Below are 19430 nucleotides of genomic sequence, written 5' to 3' on the forward strand. Positions count from 1 at the left end.
GTATGGGTGAGGAGGGATGCTATTATGGCGAGCAATTATACTGCAAATTACGGGCTGTGTCAGTGGGAACCGGGGGACAAGTTCTTACGGGAGGAATTTAACCAAGATAACGAAAAGATGGACACGGTGCTGGAGCGGGCTGAGGGAAAAGCGGACCGGGCCCTGAGCGGGCTGAAGGATCAGGGGTACAACATTTATAATTTGCTGCTGCAAGCGGATTATGAAGGCAAGAAAACCGGATACAAGAAGGCGTTATTGTTTGATGGCTTCACGGACAGCAGTCGGATCGCCTCCAAGAGCGAATCGCTGGTGCTTGGAAATGGGAAATTGACACTGGCCCCTTCCATTGAGGCAGAGAAAACTGTTTTTAATGGGGGGAATTACCAGTACGCCACCCACGTCGAAAATACGGCAGGCGCTGTCACCGCACCGGGCGGGGCAACACTCTATCGTCTTTCCTGCGTATGGCGGGCCAAAACAGACAACCAAAGCAATGTGCCGATCACATTTACGTTCGTCGTAAATGAACAGACCCTCCACAGCGAAGTGCACCATCTGGACTTCACCACTACGGAGCAAAAGGCCTATATCGACTTGCAGCGGCCCATCAACGTGACAAAGGGGGATCAGGTCTATTTTATCTGTTCGGGGCTGAGCACCTATCTTCAAATGCCGGTGATCCACTCCAGCAGTTCACGCCTGTATGCGGGCTATATCTTCAAGCCCATGGCCGGCGGCAGCGCCAGCCTGACCACCCGGGCAGTGGAACTTCCGGCTTGGGAGCGGGTCATTGCCTGGGTGCGGCACAAAGGGGGGACCCCCTCCCTCTCTGTGTCGGTGGGCGGGACCACAACCGCCCTTACCCCCGCCGGAGCTTCGGCGATGACCGAGCTCCAGGGCACGGCCTGCACGGAGAGCGCCTTTGTCCTGGACCGAAGTGCTCCCGCCGGCGCCGTCTCCTTCACGCTGGGGATGGACCCGGGCACGAGTGGTACCGTAGAGATCTTTGACTATGGGGCAATTTTTCTATGAAATAAGGGTATCCCCCGGCAAACACCGGGGGATACCCTTTTCTATGGCCTCACGTCACGCAGACCATTGAGATCAGTATTGTTTATGCGCCAGTAACAGCGGTGGACAGGTCAGCACCAGTGCTGCTGTTCACGGTGAAGGTGGCGGTAACAGTACCTGCGGGAGTGGTGATAGCGGCGCCGTCAGCCACGGTGACGGTGTTGGCAGAGCCCTCAGCCAGGCCAGTGCCGGTCACGGTGTCGATGGTGACGTCAGAGTCGAAGGTGAGGGTGGTGCCGTTGGTATCATCAGCACTCTCGCTACCGATGACCTCATACTTGATGGTGGCGGTGCCAGCATCATAGTTGATGTACCAGTTGTCAGGAGTGCCGGCATCCTTCTCGGCGCCCAAGACCTCGGCCACAGTGACGGTCATACCACGCTGAGCGGTAGCGGTACCCTTGGTCTGGATCTGCACCAGGCCAGTGGTGAGCACGGCGTCGTGCTCCGTGACAGTGTAACCAGTGCCCTTAGCGGTGTAGTTAGTAGCACCGTCGCTGACACTCTTGAAGTGGCTACCGTCATAAGTGCTCATGGTGATGCTATCGCCCTTCTTATAGAGCTGAGCAGTACCGTTGTCGATGGTGACCTTCACCATGTCGCCGGTAACGGTCTGGCTGGTGAGGCCAACAGTGTAAGGCTTGCTCATGATGGCACCTCCGCTGATAGCCACGGGAGTGGTCACATTGTCAGTGCGGTAATAGGTACCGTCGGTGCTGGCCACGGTCAGCTGAGTGCCGACCTTCACAGCCACGCCGGTGCCGTCATTCGCATTGACCACGACAGTGCCGTCATGGGACAGAGTGGTGTTGGCGCCGGTCTTCACGGTAGTGGCGGCATACACATAAGTAGGAGCAGAGATAGTGGTAGAGCCAGTAGCGCCGCTAGCGGTGTTGGCGCCAGTCTTGGTGGTACCGGTCACGGCGTTCTTGGTGGTGGTCTCGATCACGTCAGCAGCACCAGTGGTCTTGGTGGTGTAATAGGTGATGGAGTTCACAGTACCAGAGACGTAGCCGGTGGAGCCAGCAGCGATTTCGTTCTCATTGGTGCCAGCGGTCTTCTGCCACTTGATGGTCACGCCAGAACCGGCAGTGACAGGGTAAGAGGCAACAGCAACACCGAAGGTGGCGGTACCGCCATAGGGCGCGTCAGCAGTACAAGCAGTGCTAGAGGTGAAGTTAACATTAGCGTAACCCTCAGAAACCAGCATCTTGGAAATAGCAGCGCGCTGTTTCTCAATGCCCTCGCCATTGGGGTTGTACAGACCGATGGTACCATCCTCGAAGAGGACAGCGGTCATGTCGCCCAGATCCTCCTCATCGGGAGTGGTGTTCTCAAAGCTGTACTGAGTCAGGAAGCCGTAGACCACCTCGCCATCATCGTTGACCACCAGGGTGACCTTGTCGCCCTTGGACACGGTGGGGATGGTGTTGGCCTTCTCATTCTTCCGGGCCTCGAACAGCAGGGTGTCGTCGGTCAGGGTGTAGCTCATGTAGCTGGAGCCGCCCAGAGCCAGACGGATGGTGGAAGGAGTGGTGGCGAACACGGTGCCGGAGACGGAGTTGCCACCCACTCTGGACTGATCCAGGGTGTAGACGCCGTCGTCCAGGGAGTAGTTGTAGAGGCCCACAGGCATGGTGTGGTCGTATCTGCCACCCACGAAGTCAGGCCGAATGACCTGGTTGCCGTGCGCGTCATAGGCAGCGTCCACCATGTAGGTCTCGATCTTGCCGTCGATGATGGCAAAGACCTCGAAGGACTCGCCGTTCTGAGCGACTTTGGTGTCGTAGACGTAAGCCCAGTTGTCCTTGAAGTCAGCGGAGGGGTTGGTGTTGTTGAAGAACAGCACCAGAGCCTCGCCGCGGGCGCTGGCCCGGACAGAGACCTGCACGGTGGCGTTGTCAATGCCAGGAGCGGTGCGGCCCTGGTAGCGGGCGGTGGAGCCGTCGGTCTTGCTGTACAGGAAGATGGTGCGGTCGGAGACAGTGTAGTTGCTGGAACCGACGTCGATCACGGACTTGCCGCTCTCATAGTCAACGGTAGTGTTCCGATTGGTAGACAGGGTCTGGCTGGCGGTTCTGTTCAGATCGGTGCGGTTGACCAGCTTCACAGCGCCGCTCTCGGTGAGGGAGTAGCTGTAAATGTTGAACTGATCGTCCGCCTTGAAGCCGGTCTCGCTGGCGTTGGCGGGCACGCGGTTGGCAGGAGTACCACCAGTGCAGTTGGTGACCTTCTTGCCGTCAATGGTGGACACATCATAGGTAGCAACGGTGTTGTCGGCCAGCAGCAGGCGGGCGCGGGCAGTCTGACCCAGGTTGCCGGAGGTGGAAGCGGTCTGGTTCTCGAAGCCCAGAAGCACGGCGTAGGTCAGCAGAGCCTCGTCGGTCTCACTGACAGCGAAGATGTAGCCGTTGACGTCCTTGTGGTACACAGCGTTGGTGTTCAGCACGCCAGAGGTGGTGACGTAGTCGCCGACCCAGGACTGGTCGTTGCTCACGATGCCGCTCAGGCCGGACCACTTGATGGTCTCGCCGTCCAGCTTCACGTTCTTCTTGGAGGTGGAGTAGGAGTCCAGCTTGGCCTCGACGGTCTCGGGCTTCTGCACGTACAGCTTGCCGCCGAACTCGCAGAACAGGACCTGATCGTTCAGGGCCACGTCGTCAAAGCCCACCACGTCCTCGGCGTCGTACTCGCCCTCGTTGAAGAGGCCCTGGACGCGGAGCGCGGCGTCGTCGCCGGTGGCATACTTGTTGACGTTGCCGTAGCCGTACTTCTCAGCCAGGGCGTAGTCCACCTTCTTGTCGCCGTCGTTGTCGATCAGGGTGACGGTGACGCCGGTGCAGTCAGCGGCCAGATCGAACTGAGCCTCGGTCATGCTGCTGGCCTTGTTGTCCTTGTCAGCGGTAGTGGCCTTATCAGCCACGGCCTTGGCGGGATCATCGCCATACACCACGCCGCCGTAGTAGCCGCCGAAGTTGACATAGTACTCGGTGTCAGCGGTCAGCTCCAGCTTGTTGTCGTCGGCCACATCGTCCACCTTGGTGCCATTGGTGGAGACAACGACCTTGTTCTGGCTGGTGGGGATGGGGGTGCCGATGACAACGGCGGTGGACTCGTCATAGCCCACGGTGTTCTTGTACTTGATGTAGACCACGACGTTCTGGCCCAGCAGCTCCTTGCCGGTGGAGACCTTGTAGGTGCCGGAGCCGGAGGTGGTCTTCACACCGTCGATGGCGATCACGTCCAGAGTGGTCTCGCCCTCGTCGTCAGCAGAAGCGTAGGAGTTGTTCAGAGCGGCGACCTCGTTGGAGACCACAACGGCCTCCACCTTGCTGGCACCGAACTTCTCCTGGAGCACGTTGCCCAGACCCTCAGTGGTGACCTGGGGCTTGGTGGTGACCACGGAGCCGTCGGTGGAGACCACGTACTCGTACTTCACCATCTGGCACTCCAGAGCGTTGTAGACCATCTGAGCAGCGTTGTCACGGGTCAGGTCCACGGAGGTGCTGGTGGCGGTGATGCCCTCATACAGGTCCTCCTGGTTGGCCTTGACGTCGGTGTTGATCTGCCAGTTGACGCCCACATAGCCCTCGATGCCGGCATTGTAGCCGATGGCGACCAGCAGCATCTTGGCAGCCTCGGCCATGGTCACAGTGTCGTTGGGGGCGAAGGTGCCGTCACCGCGGCCAGCCACGATGCCCAGGTTGGTGCAGTACTCAATGTACGCCTTGGCCCAGTGGCTGACGGTGTCGGTGTAGCTGTCGGCCACCACGGAGCCCAGCTGGGGGTCCCGGCCGCCGTTCAGCACGACGCAGATCATCTTGGCCATTTCGGCACGGGTCACGATCCCGGTGGGATCATAGGAGCCGTCTTCCTTACCGTTGATGACGTTCAGACTCGCCAGAACGGTGACGGCCTCTTTGTTGACGATGTCAGCGCCATCGCTGAAATCATCAACGCTCACAGCGCCGGCGCCGATGACCATCATGGACAGGACCATGACAGAGGCCAGAGCCAGGCTGAGAGCCCGCTTGAGGTTTCTCATTTTGGAATTCCTCCTTCTAAAATTTGGGGTTTTCGGGGAGAAACGCCGACTTTCCGGAACTTTTTGCCCATCTATTGGCGTATAACGCCCCTTACAAATCAAAAAACGTGGGGTATTCTCCACAGAATGTGGAAAATACCCCACGTTTCAGCACAAAAAGTTCCCTTGGTAGCATCTTGGTAGCATCGCTTTTTTCCACGTTTCTCAACCCCTTGCGCCCCAAGGGTTTGAGGCCGTTTTTTGGTAGCATTTTGGTAGCATTTCCATTTTGGGACGGCCCAATGGTGCGTTTATGCCGGAAAAAGGAGCCGCACCGCCCAGGCAGCCGCCAGGAAGCCGGCCAGGTCGGCGCACAGAGCGGCGGGGACGGCGTACCGGGTCTTTTTGATGCCGGCGGCGCTGAAGTAGACAGCGATGGTGTAGAAGGTGGTCTCGGTGGAGCCCAGCATCACGGCTGCCGTCCGCCCAATGGTGGAGTCGGGGCCGTAGGTGCGGATAAGGTCGGCTCCCACCCCCAGTGCGGCGCTGCCGCTCACCGGACGCACCAGCAGCAGGGCCACCGTCTCCGGGGGGATGCCCAGGCGCTCCAGCACCGGGGCCAGCACCTCTGCCAGCAGCTCCAGAGCCCCCGAGGCCCGGAGCATCCACACCGCCGTCAAAAGGGCGATGAGGGCGGGGACGATGCGGAGGAGGACGCCCAGGCCCTCGGCGGCCCCGGTGAGAAGGGCATCGTACACATCCACCCGCCGCCACAGGCCCAGCAGGGCGGCCCCTGCCAGCAGCAGGGGGACGATGAGCGTCAGTATATCCATGGTCAGTCCCTCCACAGCCGGGCCAGGAGCCGGGCGGCCAGGATGCCCACCGTCACCGACAAGGCCGAGGCCAGCCACACCGCCGGCAGGATGTCAAAGGGGGCGGCGCTCCCCGCCCCGGCGCGCACCGCCGCCACCGTGGTGGGGATGAGCTGGATGGAGGCGGTGTTGCACACCACCAGCATGCACAGGCTGTCCGAGGCCACCCCGGGCGAGCGGCGGCTCATTCGCCGGGCGGCATCCAGGCCCAGAGGGGTGGCGGCGTTGCCCAGGCCCAGCAGATTGGCCGATACGTTGGCCGAGACGGCGTCCATCACACCGCCATCCCGTGCGAAATCCGGGTAGAGCCATCCCAGCACCGGCCGCAGCAGACGGGAGAGGGCCCGGATGGCCCCGGAGCGCCGCAGGACCTCCATGACCCCCATCCACAGACACAGGGCGCCCGCCATGGAAAGGCACAGCTCCACCCCGGCGGAGGCCCCCTCCATGGCGGCAGCGGCCACCTCGCCCCCCCGCCCTGTGGCCAGGCCGCAGGCCAGGGAAAGCAATACCATCCCAGCCCAGATCACAGACATACCCATGTTCATCCCTCCCAAGATACAGGAAATCTATGCGGTGCAGGGGAAAAATAGAGCGGAACCAAAACCATTTGCGCGACTAGACATATTTTTGCTTGAATTTCCATATTCTGATTGACTTTTCTATACAAAGTGTTATAATATACGACAGGTGTTTCCCGAAGACAGAAGGATGATCCATGATCTGGGAAGGAGCTAGAGCAACATATGAAATCGACCGGGATCGTACGTAAGGTAGACGAACTGGGACGGATCGTGCTCCCCATTGAGCTGCGCCGTACCCTTGACATTGCAGAGAAGGACTCTCTGGAAATTTATGTAGATGGCCCCTCCATCGTGCTGAAAAAATACCAGCCCGCCTGCATATTTTGCGATGACGCCAAGGATGTCATCAACTTTAAGGGAAAAAATGTCTGTCCCAACTGTATCCGCGAACTGATGAACAAGTGATTCCTCACCCTGTGGGGGACAAAAAATGGACGCAGCTTCGGCTGCGTCCATTTTTTATCCCCTGAGCCCGTTCGGGCCTGGGGTCCGTATCATGTGCTCTGGGTCTCTTTGGTTACAAGTCCAGCAGGAAAAAACTATGTATGCGCTGTTATATTACATTATGGATATACCAAAAGTATATCCATAATAACCATAATATTACAAAAAAGGAATTCAATCGCCGTTTTCCGACGGTTTTTTCCCCAATGCCAGATCGTAGAGGGCCTTTCTGGAAAGTCCCAGCTCAGCGGCGGCCTGCCGGGCGGCGTCCCGGAGGGAAAGGCCGTCCTCCCGGAGGGCGGAGACACGGGCCAGTCCGGACTCCAGGGTAGGAGCCTCCTCCGCCGCCGGCGCGCCCCCCTCCACCACCAGCACGAACTCCCCCTTGGGAGGATTGGCGCTGTACCAGTCCACCGCCTCCCCCAGAGTGGTGCGGCGGATCTCCTCGTGGAGCTTGGTGAGCTCCCGGCACAGGGAGATACGGCGGTCCGGGCCGAAGGTATCCCGCAGGTCGGCGAGGGTGGCCAGGAGCTTGTGGGGGGCCTCATAGAAGAGCATGGTCCGGGTTTCCCCGCGCAGCTCCTCCAGGTGAGCGCGGCGGTTTTTCTTGTTCATGGCCAAAAAGCCCTCGAAGGTGAAGCGGCCCGTGGGCAATCCCGAGGCGGCCAGGGCGGTGACCAGGGCGCAGGGGCCGGGGATGGAGACCACGCTCACCCCCGCCTGGGCACACTGGCGGACCAGCTCCTCGCCGGGGTCGCTGATGGCCGGGGTGCCGGCGTCGGTGACCAGGGCGCAGTTTTCCCCCGACAGCAGGCGGCTGAGGACGGCGGCGCCGCTCTCGCCGGTGTTGTGGCGGTAATAGCTCACCATGGGCTTTTTGAGCCCCAGGTGGTTGAGGAGCTTCAGGGTCACCCGGGTGTCCTCGGCGGCAATAAAGTCGGCCTGGGCCAGGGTGTCGGCCATCCGGGCCGAGAGATCCCCCAGATTGCCGATGGGGGTGGGAACGAGATAGAGGGTTCCAGGCATGACGGTTCCTCCTATGATTGGATCATTCTTCTGACCGGCCCAGCAGGTAGTCAGTTGAAACGCCGAAGTAGTCGGCCAGGGTGCTGAGTACTGTTACAGAAATATTGATCTGTCCATATTCGATCTTTTGATAGTGATTGGTGGTCACCTCCAAAAGATGGGCAAGCTCCTCCTGGGTGGCCTTCTTCTCCTTGCGGAGTGCCCGCAGACGGGCAGAAAATAAGGAAAAGTCCAGCAAAATGAAGTCACCTCTCTTGACACATTATATGATGAGGTGTAATATAGAAATACATCAAATAATGAGGTGATAAAAGTGTCTGATTTCCTGTGTTGGCGCTATGACCACTACATCCACCCCCACATCCAGGCCCAGCCCATGGACGACGGGGACGTCTTCCGCCGCTCCCTGCTGGACAGCGGCGTCACCCCGGAGCAGCGGCAGGACGTGGAGGCGGTGCTGCGGCTCTATGCCTGTCAGGGCTTTTTACTGGGGGTCAGGACCGGTTCCGGTCTGGCCGGGCTGCTGTAAGAGGACGGGCAGGACCTCCAGGCCGGGGCGCCCCTGGCGGACGGCCTCCACCAAGACGGCGGAGGGTGGCGTGGTTGGGCTGTGCTGGAGGAGGGCCAGGCGCTTGGGCTCCAGGCCGTGGGAGCGGAGGGCGGCAAAGAGGTCGGGGAGCCGCTCCGGCCGGTGGACCAGGGCGAACCGCCCGCCGGGCCGGGTGAGGTAGCCGGCGGCGGCGCACAGCTCCGCGAGGGTGCAGCCCTCCTCGCTGCGGGCGGGCCCGCCGGACTTCCCCGCCCCGGTGGGGAACCAGGGGGGATTGGAGAGGGTCAGGTCGAAGGCGTTGGCGGGAAAGAGCCGCCGGTCCCGCAGATCGCCGGTGACCACCCGGACGTCCAGGCCGTTTTGGGCGAAGGTCCGCCGGGCTGCGTCGGCGGCGGCGGGGGAGACCTCCACCCCGGTGAGGGAAAGGCTCTCCTCCCGGTCCAGCAGCAGCAGGCCCAGCGCCCCGGAGCCGCAGCCCAGGTCGCACACCCGCCACCGGCGGCGCACCGTGGCGAACCGGCCCAGGGCCAGGCTGTCGCCCCCCAGGGGGAAGCAGTCCTCCGTCAGGAAAAGGGTATAGCGGCCCAGCCGCTCCGTCCGTTCCATGGACTTGCCCCCCTTTCGCGGCGGGCCGGGCTCAAATTGGCCCGGCGGCCGGGCCGCGGTCTGTAAAGTTCCACAGGAGGATGCGGGCGGTAAGGCCCCAGATGGCGTGGCCCTTGTAGGTCCAGATGGGCACCTGGTGGACGCCGCCCCGCCAGGGGTAGCCCTCCGGGAAGCCGATGAGGTCATAGGGGAAGTCGTCGTCCACCTTGGGCACCAGCGGGAAGGTATAGAGGAGGGGGGGCTGCTCCCGGAAGAAGTCGGCGGGCACCAGGAAGGTCTCCTTCACCTCGGCGGCGCTGGCCTTCATATGGACCACCGCGCCGGCGTCCACCTGGGCCAGCACCGGGTGCATCAGGCCGTTGGAGTCCATAAAGACATCGTCCAGCCGGGCGATGGGCCGGATGGCCGAGGGGGGGATGCCCAGCTCCTCCTCTGTCTCCCGGAGGGCACACTGGGTGGGGGACTCCCCCTCCTCCATCCGTCCGCCGGGAAAGCAGACCTCCCCCGGCTGCCGGCGCAGGGCGTCGGACCGGACCTCAAAGAGAAGATGGAGCCTGCCGTTCCACTCCACCACGGGCACCAGCACGGCATAGTGGGTGCGCACCCCCATGACGCCGGGGACGTGGTCCAGGAAGGACTTTTCCAGCTCAGAAATGGTCATGACTGCCTCCTTTCAGGACTCGGGGACGGTAAAGTGGGCCAGGGGATCGGGGCGGCTCCACGCCACCGCCCGGCCCGCCGCCCGGCTCTTTGTTACGTCGATGAGCCGCTGGTTGTCGCTGCCCCGGAAAAGGGCGGCGTAGGATCTCCGCTCCAACAGGAAGGGCCCGTCCACCAGCACGTCGGCGGCGGCCAGAAGGTCCTCCCAGTCGGGGTCCCCGGCGGCGGTGAGGACCTCCCAGGTGTAGCCGGTGTAGACCCAGACGTCCAGTCCCCGGGCGCGGGCCGCCCGGGCCAGGGCGGCGCAGTCCGCCGCCTGGGAAAAGGGTTCCCCGCCGGAGAGGGTCAGCCCCTTGAGGAGGGGGTTTTTGTCCATCAGACCCTCCAGCTCCTCCAGAGCCACCTCCCGCCCGCCCGCCGGGTCCCAGGTGTCCGGGTTGTGGCAGCCGGGGCAGCGGTGGGGACAGCCCTGGGTGAAGACGGTGAGCCGCAGTCCCGGCCCGTCCACAATGGAGTCCGAGATCCAGCTGGCGATGCGCATGATGTCTCCCCCCTTTTTTCACTGTTGGTGTACCGTCTCATTATACCCGCCCCGCCGGAGAAGTGCAAGGCGGTGTCTGCACAGGCGGCAGCGGCCCGATGAATCTTCGCATTTGCCGCGGCCCGTCTTTCCGGTATGTTCTCGCCGCAAGCAGCGCAAAGGCCGCCCATCCGGGCGGCCTTTGATGTTCCATGGGTCAGACAGAGTGCTTGACCCGGTCCCGCTCCTCGGCCCGCTTGGCGTTGTTGAAGCGGTCCAGGGTGCCCACCAGATAGCCGGTGATGCGGCGGATGCGCTCGAAGGGCACCCCGTCGGCCTCGGTGCGGCCACAGCCGGGGCATTGGTCGGCGATGATGCCGGAGAAGCCGCACACCGGGTCCCGGTCCACCGGATGGTTCACACTGCCGTAGCCGATGCCGCTCTCCTTCATGCAGCGGATGACCTTCTCAAAGGCCTCCAGGTTGTCGGTGGGGTCGCCGTCCATCTCAATGTAGCTGATGTGGCCGGCGTTGGTGAGGGCGTGATAGGGGGCCTCGATCCTGATCTTGTCGTAGGCAGAGATGGGGTAGTACACCGGCACGTGGAAGGAGTTGGTATAGTACTCCCGGTCGGTGATCCCCTCAATGACGCCGTACTTCTCCTTGTCGATGCGGACGAACCGACCGGAGAGCCCCTCCGCCGGGGTGGCCAGCAGGGAGAAGTTGAGCCCCCGCTTTTCGCTCTCGGCGTCCATCCGGGCCCGCATGTGGCCCACGATCTCCCGGCCCAGGATGCGGGCCTTCTCGCTCTCGCCGTGGTGGGCCCCCACAAGGGCCTTCAGGGTCTCGGCCAGACCGATGAAGCCCACGGACAGGGTGCCGTGCTTGAGCACCTCCCGGACCTCGTCGGTCCAGTCCAGCTTGTCGCTGTCCAGCCACACCCCCTGGCCCATGAGGAAGGGGTAGTTGTAGACGTGCTTCCGGCATTGGATCTCAAACCGCTCCAGGAGCTGGTCCACACACAGGTCCATCATCCGGTCCAGGGACTCAAAGAAGACATTCACGTCCCCCCTGGCCTTGATGGCCAGCCGGGGCAGGTTGATGGTGGTGAAGGACAGGTTGCCCCGGCCATTGCAGATCTCCCGCTCGGGGTCGTATACGTTGCCGATGACCCGGGTCCGGCAGCCCATGTAGGCGATCTCGGTCTCGGGGTGGCCGGGCTTGTAGTACTGGAGGTTGAAGGGGGCGTCGATGAAGCTGAAATTGGGGAAGAGCCGCTTGGCCGAGCACCGGATGGCCAGCTGGAAGAGGTCGTAGTTGGGCTCGCCGGGGTTGTAGTTGATCCCCTCCTTCACCCGGAAGATCTGGATGGGGAAGATGGGGGTCTCTCCGCCCCCCAGCCCCGCCTCGGTGGTGAGGAGGAGGTTTTTCATCACCAACCGGCCCTCGGGAGAGGTGTCCAGACCGTAATTGATGGAGGAGAAGGGGGTCTGGGCCCCCGCCCGGGAGTGCATGGTGTTGAGGTTGTGGATAAGGGCCTCCATGGCCTGGTAGGTACACCGGTCCGTCTCTTTCCCCGCCCGGCGGTGGGCGAAGGTCTGGGCCTTTTTCAGCTCGGCTTCGCCGCCGAAGCGGGGCAGCAGACGGGCGAACTCCTCGGCCTGATAGGCCCCGCAGTCCTCCAGGGTGGGAAAGAGACCGGTCTCGGCCTCGATCTGGGCCATGACCGCCTTGAGCTCGGTCTCCGGGTCCTCCCGGTCCTCCAGCAGGGTCAGGGCCCGGGCCAGATTCTGGCGGTACACCCGCTTGAAGGTCTTGCGCACGCCGTCGGCCATGCCATAGTCAAAGTTCACGATAGACTGGCCGCCGTGCTGGTCGTTCTGATTGGACTGGATGGCGATGCAGGCCAGGGCGGCATAGGAGGCGATGTCGTTGGGCTCCCGCAGGGTGCCGTGGCCGGTGGAGAAGCCGCCCCGGAAGAGCTTTTGAATGTCGATCTGGCAGCAGGTGGTGGTGAGGGTGAGGAAGTCCAGGTCGTGGATGTGGATGTCCCCCTCCCGGTGGGCACGGGCGTGCTCCGGGTTCAGAACGAACATGTCGTAAAACTGCTTGGCCCCCTCGGAGCCGAACTTGAGCATGCTCCCCATGGCGGTGTCCCCGTCGATGTTGGCGTTCTCCCGCTTGATGTCGGAGTCCTTGGCCACCGAGAAGGTGATGTCCTCGTAGACCTTCATGAGCCGGGTGTTCATCTCCCGGGCCTTGCTCCGCTCGTTCCGGTAGAGGATGTACGCCTTGGCCGTCTGAATGTATCCGTTGTCCATGAGCACCCGCTCCACCAGGTCCTGGATGTGCTCCACATCGGGCTGGGGCTCCCCCTCCAGCTCCAGGATGGACACCACCTCGTCGGCCAGACGGAGGGCCGTCTCCCCATAGCCCGGCTTATAAGTGGCGTCAAAGGCTTTGGTGATGGCGGCGGCGATCTTTCCCTCGTCAAAGGGGGCCACCCGGCCGTCCCGCTTTCGGATGCTGATGATGGTCATTTCTATGCGCTCCTCCTTTGTGCTCTCATGGAAACAGCCCTCCAGAGAGGGCCGTTTTATCTGGTATTTGGTATTATGTAAAGGGAATAATATACTACATATTGTGCTTCTGCTTTTGGCGGTGCATTTATGATACTCTTTCTGCCCGCCGCCGTCAAGAAGGAGCCCTGCCGAATTTCCTACTGCATTTTTAGCTAACTTGCCAGTAGACTTCGCGCAGGCTCAGAAAAAAGAAAACTTTTTCTTGCCTCGCCGCGTCTAAACCAGTATACTGATAGTCGTTGACATAATCGAGAGGTAGGATGCGCATTGGCAAAGCGGCTGGCGAAAAAGAAAAAGAGACGGCGCGGCTCCCCGCTGGGGCGGATGTTCCGCACCCTCTATCGGACCGTGGTGGTCCTCTCCGCCCTGATCGTGGTGTTTTTCTGCGCCTACAAGGCCCTGGTGAAGCCGCCGGAGCAAGCCGCGCCCCCCACTGCGGCGGCGCCGCAGCCCACCCCGGTCACCGACGACCCCAACACCGAGGAGGACGAGAGCGCCCTCCCCACCCCCACCCCGCTGGTGCGCAAGGAGGGCTTTTACACCTTCCTCCTGGCGGCCACCGACGAGGGCGGCGGCAACACCGACACCATTATGGTGGCCGCCTATGACACGAAAAACCAGAAGATCGGGATGGTCTCCATCCCGCGGGACACCCTGGTGGACCGGAAGATCCCCAAGATCAACAGCGTCTACGCCTCCGATGGCATCGACGGGCTCAGGGATGTGGTCTCCGACCTCATCGGCATCCCCATCGACCACTATGTGACGGTGAACCTCAAGGGCTTCCAGCGGCTGGTCAACGCCGTGGACGGGGTGGATTTTTATATCCCCTGTGACATGAACTACGACGACCCCACCGCCGACCCTCCCCTCTCCATCCACTATACCGAGGGCATGCACCACCTCAACGGCCAGCAGGCCATGGAGGTGGTCCGCTTCCGCCACAACAACGACGGCAGCGGCTACACCGACGTGGGCCGCTCCCAGACCCAGCAGAAGCTCCTCGTCGCCGTAGGGAAAAAGGTCCTGGCCAATCCGGGCAAGATCGCCGACTATGCGGACATCTTCCTCAAGAACGTCAAGACCGACCTCTCGGCCACCGATATCCTCTGGCTGGCCTCCCAGGCCGCCGGCCTGGACCTGGACGGCGGCGTCTCCACCGCTACCCTGCCCGGCGACGGCACCGTCCGCTACCGGGGGACCTCCTGGTGCTATCAGCTGGAGCGGGACGCCTGTCTGGAGATCTTCAACAGCATGCTCAACCCCTATACCACCGAGATCACCATGGACATGACCAACATGCTCCAGGCATCGTGAATCATGCGAAATGAAATGCGCTCCGGACCGCGGTCCGGAGCGCATTTTCACGCATGGCTCAGCTCTTCTGGAAAAGCTCGGTGGAGAGATACCGCTCGCCGGTGTCGGGCAGGACGGTGACGATGGTCTTGCCGGCAAAGGCGGGCTCAGCGGCCAGGGTCCTGGCGGCCCAGGCGGCGGCCCCGGAGGAGATGCCCACCAGCAGGCCCTCGGTCTCGGCCAGGGCCCGGCCTGCGGCCAGGGCCGCCTCCCCTGGGACGGTCACCACCCGGTCCACCACAGACCGGTCCAAGGTGCCGGGGACAAAGCCGGCGCCGATGCCCTGGATCTTGTGGGGGCCCGGCTGACCGCCGGAGAGGACGGGGGACTCGGCGGGCTCCACCGCCACCACCTGGATGGCGGGATTCTGCTCCTTCAAATAGCGTCCAGCGCCGGTGATGGTGCCGCCGGAGCCCACCCCGGCCACCAGCACATCCACCTTCCCGGCGGTGTCCCGCCAGATCTCGGGGCCGGTGGTCTCATAGTGGGCCTTGGCGTTGGCCGGGTTGTTGAACTGGTCGGGCATCCAGGCTCCGGGCAGGGCCGCCACCAGCGCATTGGCCCTGGCGATGGCGCCCGACATTCCCTTGGCCCCCTCCGTAAGGACCAGCTCAGCCCCCAGGGCGGAGAGCAGGCTGCGCCGCTCCTGGCTCATGGTCTCCGGCATGGTGAGGACCACCCGATAGCCCAGGATGCGTCCGATATAGCTCAGGCCCACCCCCGTGTTGCCGCTGGTGGGCTCCACGATGGTAGCGCCGGGTTTCAACACCCCGCGCTCCTCCGCGTCTCGAATCATGTAGAGGGCGGCCCGGTCCTTGGCCGAGGAGAGGGGGTTGAAGGCTTCCAGCTTGGCCAGGACCTTCCCTTTGGGGGCGTACCGCTCCAGGGCCAGGAGCGGAGTGTTTCCAATGAGGTCCAGAATGGAATGGGCGATACCCATGGGACATGCCTCCTAAATTCATTTTGACCAGTGTATCACAAAAATCCGATAAACTCAATAGGAATTAAGGAAGAAGCAAAGGCCCGCTCCGGTTATGCCGGAACGGGCCTTTTGCATTTTTAGAATACGGTGACCACGGCGCCCTCGTAGGTGGTGTCGATGAAGTCCTTGACCTCCTGGCTGCACAGAGCCGCGGCCAGAGCGTCAATGTAGGGATCGTCCACACGGTCCTCGGACACGGCCAGCACGTTCACGTAGGCGGTGGCGGCGGTGCCGTCAGCGGCCTCGATGGCCAGAGCGTCAGACACCTTCAGGCCGGCGTCGATGGCGTAGTTGCCGTTGATGACCGCGATGTCCACGTCCTGGAGGGTGGTGGGCAGCAGCTTGGCCTCCAGCTCTACGATCTCATAGTTGTGGGGGTTCTCGGCGATGTCGTCCTTGGTGGGCTCCAGGCCGCAGTCCTCGGCGAGGGTGATGAGACCCTGCTCCTGGAGGAGGAGAAGGGCGCGGCCCTCGTTGGTGGTGTCGTTGGGCACGGCGATCTGAGCGCCGTCGGCCAGCTCTTCCAGGCTGGCAGTCTTGCCGGCGTAGATGCCGAAGGGCTCATAGTGGACCTCGGCGGCGCTGGCCAGGTGGGTGCCGTACTCCACGTTGAAGTTGTTCATGTAGGTGATGTGCTGGAAGTAATTGGCGTCCAGGGAGCCGTCCTCGATGGCCTGGTTGGGCAGGATGTAGTCGTCAAACTCCACGATCTCCAGGGTGATGCCCTCCTCGGCCAGCAGGTCCTTCACCACCTCCAGGATCTCGGCGTGGGGGGCGGGGGAGGCGCCCACCTTCAGGGTGACGGTCTCAGCGGGGGTCCCGGACTCGGCGGGGGCGGTGGTCTCGGGGGCGGGGGTGTTGGCGGAGCCGCCGCCGCAGCCGGCCAGCAGGCCCACGGTCAGAGCGCCGGAGAGGAGCAGAGAGGCAAATTTCTTCATGGTTTTATTCTCCTTTTCATTGTTTCTTTCCCAGTTGGAGCATAAAAAAACGCCCTTGAATCACATTCAAGGACGAAAGCCAACGCTTCGTGGTACCACCTTGCTTCACCTCTGCCTCACGACAGGGGCCTTATGGAGTACAAGCATACTCCTGCGCGCTTACGGGCGCACCCGTCATAGCCTGTGCGTTCCCGCAGTCAGCTGTGCCGCTCCAAGGCCATCTTCAACAGGACCTTCCGTACCCGTTCCCACCACACCGGGCTCTCTGCAACGTATCTTCCCGCCTACTCTCCTCTTCTTCGCGTTTGAGGGGCGTTATTCAGTTCCGCTTGGGTTGCACTTAGTTTAACGCGGGAAAGCTCTGGTGTCAAGCGGGTATTCTGCACTAAAAACTGGCTGGACAAATTGTACGATTTGTCCAGCCAGTAGAATTTTTACATGCTTCCGCCAATGCGGCGCTCATTGCTGGCCTTTTTCATGGCCGCCTTGCGGCCCCGCTTCTTGCCTCCCTTGTCGGAGAGGCGGCGGTCCATGCCCACGGCCAGGCGGGTGCCGATGGTCTGGAAGATCTGGACCAGGATGACCAGCAAAATGACGGCCCCCCACAGCACCACGTTCTGGTGGCGGGTGTAGCCCCGGTTGAGGGCCATGGCGCCCAGGCCGCCGCCGCCGATGGCGCCGGACATAGCGCCATAGCTGAGGATGGTGACGAAGGCGGTGGCGAAGCCGGTGAGGAGGGAGGGGACGCACTCGGGCAGGATGACCTTGGTGATGATCTGGAAGGGAGAGCAGCCCATGGCCTGAGCGGCCTCGATGACGCCCCGGTCCATCTCACGGATGGAGGACTCCACCAGCCGGGCCACAAAGGGGAAGGCGGCAATGAAGAGGGGGACGATGGTGGCCTTGGTGCCGATGGAGGTACCGACCAGTACCCGGGAGAGGGGGAAGACCACTACCATCAGGATGAGGAAGGGCACCGAGCGCAGCAGGTTGACCACCACATTGAGTACGGACATCAGGGCCTTGGGGAGGGGCAGGACGCCGTCCTTCTCCCCCACCACCAGCAGCACGCCCAGGGGCAGGCCGATGAGGTAGGCAAACAGGGTGGCCAGCACCGTGGAATAAAAGGTCTCCCAGATGGCGAAGGGCACGTTATCGATCAGATATTGGAGCTGTTCCGCGATTTTGGGGTCCAGGGAAACAAAAAATTCAGCCATGGTAGTCGTGCACCTCCTCCACCGTCACGTCTTTCTGGGCTTTCAGGTAGCTCATGGCCTTGGCGGCCTCGGTCTGGTCCTCGGGCAGGCCCAGCAACATGGTGCCGAAGGCCTGACCGTTGACGTTCCGGGTGTCGGCCCCCAGGATGTTGACCTTCACGCCGCAGTCGATGGCCAGGGAGGCGATGAGGGGCTCGTAGGAGGAGCCGCCGTTGAAGGCCACCCGGACCACGCCGGCGGGGGGCAGCCGGTCGATCTGGACCCCCTCGGGGTAGACCAGACGGCGGCCGGCCTCGGTCTGGGGGTTGGAGAAGACGGTCTCCACGGCGCCGGTCTCCACCAAGCGGCCGTGCTCCAGGATGGCCACGTGGGTGCAGATCTCCTCCACCACCGCCATCTCATGGGTGATGACCACCACGGTGATGCCCAGGCGGCGGTTGATGTCCTGGATGAGCCGCAGGATGGCCCGGGTGGTGGTGGGGTCCAGGGCGGAGGTGGCCTCGTCGCACAGAAGGATCTTGGGGTCGGAGGCCAGGGCGCGGGCGATGGCGATGCGCTGCTTCTGGCCGCCGGAGAGCTGGGCGGGGTAGGCGTCCGCCTTGTCGGGGAGCCCCACGGTCTCCAGCAGCTCCCGGGCCCGCTCCCGGGCCTTGGCCTTGCTCACCCCGGCGATCTCCATGGGGAAGCAGATGTTGTCCAGGCAGGTGCGCTGCATGAGCAGGTTGAACTGCTGGAAGATCATGCTGATGCCCCGGCGGGCCTGCCGCAGCTGGGCGGGGGGCAGGGCGCACAGGTCCACGGCCTGGCCGCTCTCATCCAGTAGGCCGTCAATGAGGACCTGGCCGCTGGTGGGCCGCTCCAGCAGATTGATGCACCGGACCAGGGTGGACTTGCCCGCGCCGGACATGCCCACGATGCCGAAGATATCCCCGGTGGGGATGGTGAGATCCACGTCGGTCAGGGCCTGAAATTCCCCGTCGGCGGTGGGAAAGACCTTTGAAATGTGTTTGAGCTCGATCACGGGACGGATTCCTCCCTACTTTCTCTCTGAAACGCAAAGGGTATTTTATGCCATGGGCCGCAGACTGTCAAGCCGGTTCAGCAGCAGCCCTGGGCGGCCTTTTGACGCTGGCGCTCCACCAGCTGGGCCAGGGTGATGTGGTCCACCACGCCGGACACCGCCTGCTGGATCTCCCGCCACACCTCCAGGGTGACGCATTGCTCCGCCCGGCCGCAGCACTCGCTGCCGTCCACGCAGCTCACAGGGGCCAGGCTCCCCTCCAGGGGGCGCAGGATCTCTCCCACGGTGTACTCTGCCGGGTCGCGGGTCAGCAGATAGCCGCCCCCCGCCCCCCGGACGCTGCGGACCAGCCCCGCCCGGGAGAGGGGCGTGACGATCTGCTCCAAATATTTATCGGAAATGTCCTGCCGCTGGGCCACGTCCCGGAGGGGGACGGGGACGCCGGGGTCGGACAGGGCGAGATCCAGCATCAGCCGCAGGGCGTAACGGCCCTTGGTGGAAATTTTCATGGAACCTTCCTCACTCATGGTTAGAAGTCTGTAAGCTCGTGTTCCTATAATACCACAGGAATAGTATGTTTTCAAGTGCGCAGCCCGCTTTTGTGCCGCCCTTCGGGCGCTCGCAGGTCTTTCGCAGGGGCCGATGGGGACATCGGCCCCTACATTTGTCATTCTGAGCGGAGCGAAGAATCCGTCCCCTGTTCTTTTGTACCGGGGCAGGAATACGGATTCTTCGCCTGCGGCTCAGAATGACGGGGCAGGGGCGCACCTGTGTGTGCGCCCGCCCCCGCGGACCTTCCCCCTCCCAGGGGGAAGGTGGCATTTGCGGAGCAAATGACGGATGAGGGAGGGGACTGGGCGGGCCTTTGCGCTCCGGCCACCCCCTCAGTCGCCTGCGGCGACAGCTCCCCCGTCAAGGGGGAGCTATATTTTGTGGGGCGCGGCCTCCCGGACGCGCCTCACAGCAAAAGAAATACCA

17 protein-coding genes, 1 pseudogene and 1 other annotated feature are annotated in these 19430 nt (G+C 62.7%); of the genes and pseudogenes, 4 read left to right on the forward strand and 14 right to left on the reverse strand.

Going from position 1 to position 19430, the window contains the following annotated elements:
• Positions 1-1032 (forward strand): annotated as a pseudogene (locus tag Q0Y09_RS04940) (hypothetical protein); the annotation flags it as partial.
• 82 nt (positions 1033-1114) lie between these two features.
• Here the strand turns inward: Q0Y09_RS04940 and Q0Y09_RS04945 are convergent.
• From Q0Y09_RS04945 to Q0Y09_RS04955, 3 genes are all read right to left on the reverse strand, one after another.
• Positions 1115-5116, reverse strand: a complete 4002-nt coding sequence (locus Q0Y09_RS04945) for an S-layer homology domain-containing protein (RefSeq protein ID WP_297718478.1) — start codon at positions 5114-5116, stop codon at positions 1115-1117.
• 290 nt (positions 5117-5406) lie between these two features.
• The gene (locus Q0Y09_RS04950; protein ID WP_297718481.1) at positions 5407-5928 is read right to left on the reverse strand and encodes a spore maturation protein; all 522 of its coding nucleotides are present in this window, start codon (positions 5926-5928) and stop codon (positions 5407-5409) included.
• Positions 5929-5930: 2 nt separating this feature from the next.
• Positions 5931-6509, reverse strand: coding sequence for a spore maturation protein A (locus Q0Y09_RS04955; RefSeq protein ID WP_297718484.1), 579 nt, complete (start codon positions 6507-6509; stop codon positions 5931-5933).
• 204 nt (positions 6510-6713) lie between these two features.
• On the opposite strand from Q0Y09_RS04955, the gene Q0Y09_RS04960 reads away from it, so the two are divergent.
• Positions 6714-6956 (forward strand): AbrB/MazE/SpoVT family DNA-binding domain-containing protein, encoded by a 243-nt coding sequence (locus tag Q0Y09_RS04960; protein ID WP_297718487.1) that lies wholly within the window; start codon positions 6714-6716, stop codon positions 6954-6956.
• A gap of 213 nt (positions 6957-7169) precedes the next feature.
• On the opposite strand, the gene rsmI is transcribed toward Q0Y09_RS04960, so the two are convergent.
• Both rsmI and Q0Y09_RS04970 read right to left on the reverse strand, forming a co-directional pair.
• Complete coding sequence (gene rsmI, locus Q0Y09_RS04965) at positions 7170-8021, reverse strand: 16S rRNA (cytidine(1402)-2'-O)-methyltransferase (RefSeq protein WP_297718490.1); 852 nt, start codon at positions 8019-8021, stop codon at positions 7170-7172.
• Positions 8022-8043: 22 nt separating this feature from the next.
• Positions 8044-8259: a helix-turn-helix transcriptional regulator gene (locus tag Q0Y09_RS04970; RefSeq protein WP_297718493.1), complete on the reverse strand. Its 216-nt coding sequence runs from the start codon at positions 8257-8259 to the stop codon at positions 8044-8046.
• Positions 8260-8334: 75 nt separating this feature from the next.
• On the opposite strand from Q0Y09_RS04970, the gene Q0Y09_RS04975 reads away from it, so the two are divergent.
• Positions 8335-8550: a hypothetical protein gene (locus Q0Y09_RS04975; RefSeq protein WP_297718496.1), complete on the forward strand. Its 216-nt coding sequence runs from the start codon at positions 8335-8337 to the stop codon at positions 8548-8550.
• Here the strand turns inward: Q0Y09_RS04975 and Q0Y09_RS04980 are convergent.
• The 4 genes from Q0Y09_RS04980 to Q0Y09_RS04995 form a co-directional block, all read right to left on the reverse strand.
• On the reverse strand, positions 8506-9177 hold the full coding sequence (locus tag Q0Y09_RS04980; RefSeq protein ID WP_297718499.1) for a methyltransferase: 672 nt from the start codon (positions 9175-9177) through the stop codon (positions 8506-8508). The genes Q0Y09_RS04975 and Q0Y09_RS04980 overlap by 45 nt on opposite strands.
• A gap of 31 nt (positions 9178-9208) precedes the next feature.
• Entirely contained in the window at positions 9209-9838 is a 630-nt protein-coding gene (locus tag Q0Y09_RS04985; protein ID WP_297718502.1) for a CoA pyrophosphatase, read from the reverse strand.
• Positions 9839-9850: 12 nt separating this feature from the next.
• Complete coding sequence (nrdG, locus tag Q0Y09_RS04990) at positions 9851-10378, reverse strand: anaerobic ribonucleoside-triphosphate reductase activating protein (protein ID WP_297718505.1); 528 nt, start codon at positions 10376-10378, stop codon at positions 9851-9853.
• A gap of 196 nt (positions 10379-10574) precedes the next feature.
• Complete coding sequence (locus Q0Y09_RS04995) at positions 10575-12896, reverse strand: anaerobic ribonucleoside triphosphate reductase (protein WP_297718508.1); 2322 nt, start codon at positions 12894-12896, stop codon at positions 10575-10577.
• 309 nt (positions 12897-13205) lie between these two features.
• Between Q0Y09_RS04995 and Q0Y09_RS05000 the strand changes: the two genes are divergently transcribed.
• A complete protein-coding gene (locus Q0Y09_RS05000) occupies positions 13206-14255 on the forward strand; it encodes an LCP family protein (RefSeq protein WP_297718511.1) in 1050 nt (349 codons plus the stop codon).
• 58 nt (positions 14256-14313) lie between these two features.
• On the opposite strand, the gene cysK is transcribed toward Q0Y09_RS05000, so the two are convergent.
• From cysK to Q0Y09_RS05025, 5 genes are all read right to left on the reverse strand, one after another.
• A complete protein-coding gene (gene cysK, locus Q0Y09_RS05005; RefSeq protein WP_297718514.1) occupies positions 14314-15234 on the reverse strand; it encodes a cysteine synthase A in 921 nt (306 codons plus the stop codon).
• A gap of 119 nt (positions 15235-15353) precedes the next feature.
• Complete coding sequence (locus Q0Y09_RS05010; protein ID WP_297718516.1) at positions 15354-16214, reverse strand: MetQ/NlpA family ABC transporter substrate-binding protein; 861 nt, start codon at positions 16212-16214, stop codon at positions 15354-15356.
• A gap of 65 nt (positions 16215-16279) precedes the next feature.
• Positions 16280-16523: a binding site (T-box leader), on the reverse strand.
• A 125-nt stretch (positions 16524-16648) separates the two neighbouring features.
• Positions 16649-17431: a methionine ABC transporter permease gene (locus tag Q0Y09_RS05015; RefSeq protein WP_297718519.1), complete on the reverse strand. Its 783-nt coding sequence runs from the start codon at positions 17429-17431 to the stop codon at positions 16649-16651.
• Positions 17424-18452: a methionine ABC transporter ATP-binding protein gene (locus tag Q0Y09_RS05020; RefSeq protein ID WP_297718522.1), complete on the reverse strand. Its 1029-nt coding sequence runs from the start codon at positions 18450-18452 to the stop codon at positions 17424-17426. The genes Q0Y09_RS05015 and Q0Y09_RS05020 overlap by 8 nt, the downstream gene beginning before the upstream one ends.
• Positions 18453-18529: 77 nt before the next feature.
• On the reverse strand, positions 18530-18961 hold the full coding sequence (locus tag Q0Y09_RS05025) for an Rrf2 family transcriptional regulator (protein ID WP_297718525.1): 432 nt from the start codon (positions 18959-18961) through the stop codon (positions 18530-18532).
• Positions 18962-19430 lie beyond the last annotated feature (469 nt).

The organism is Intestinimonas sp. (genome assembly GCF_026169115.1).
GTDB lineage: Bacteria > Bacillota > Clostridia > Oscillospirales > Oscillospiraceae > Intestinimonas.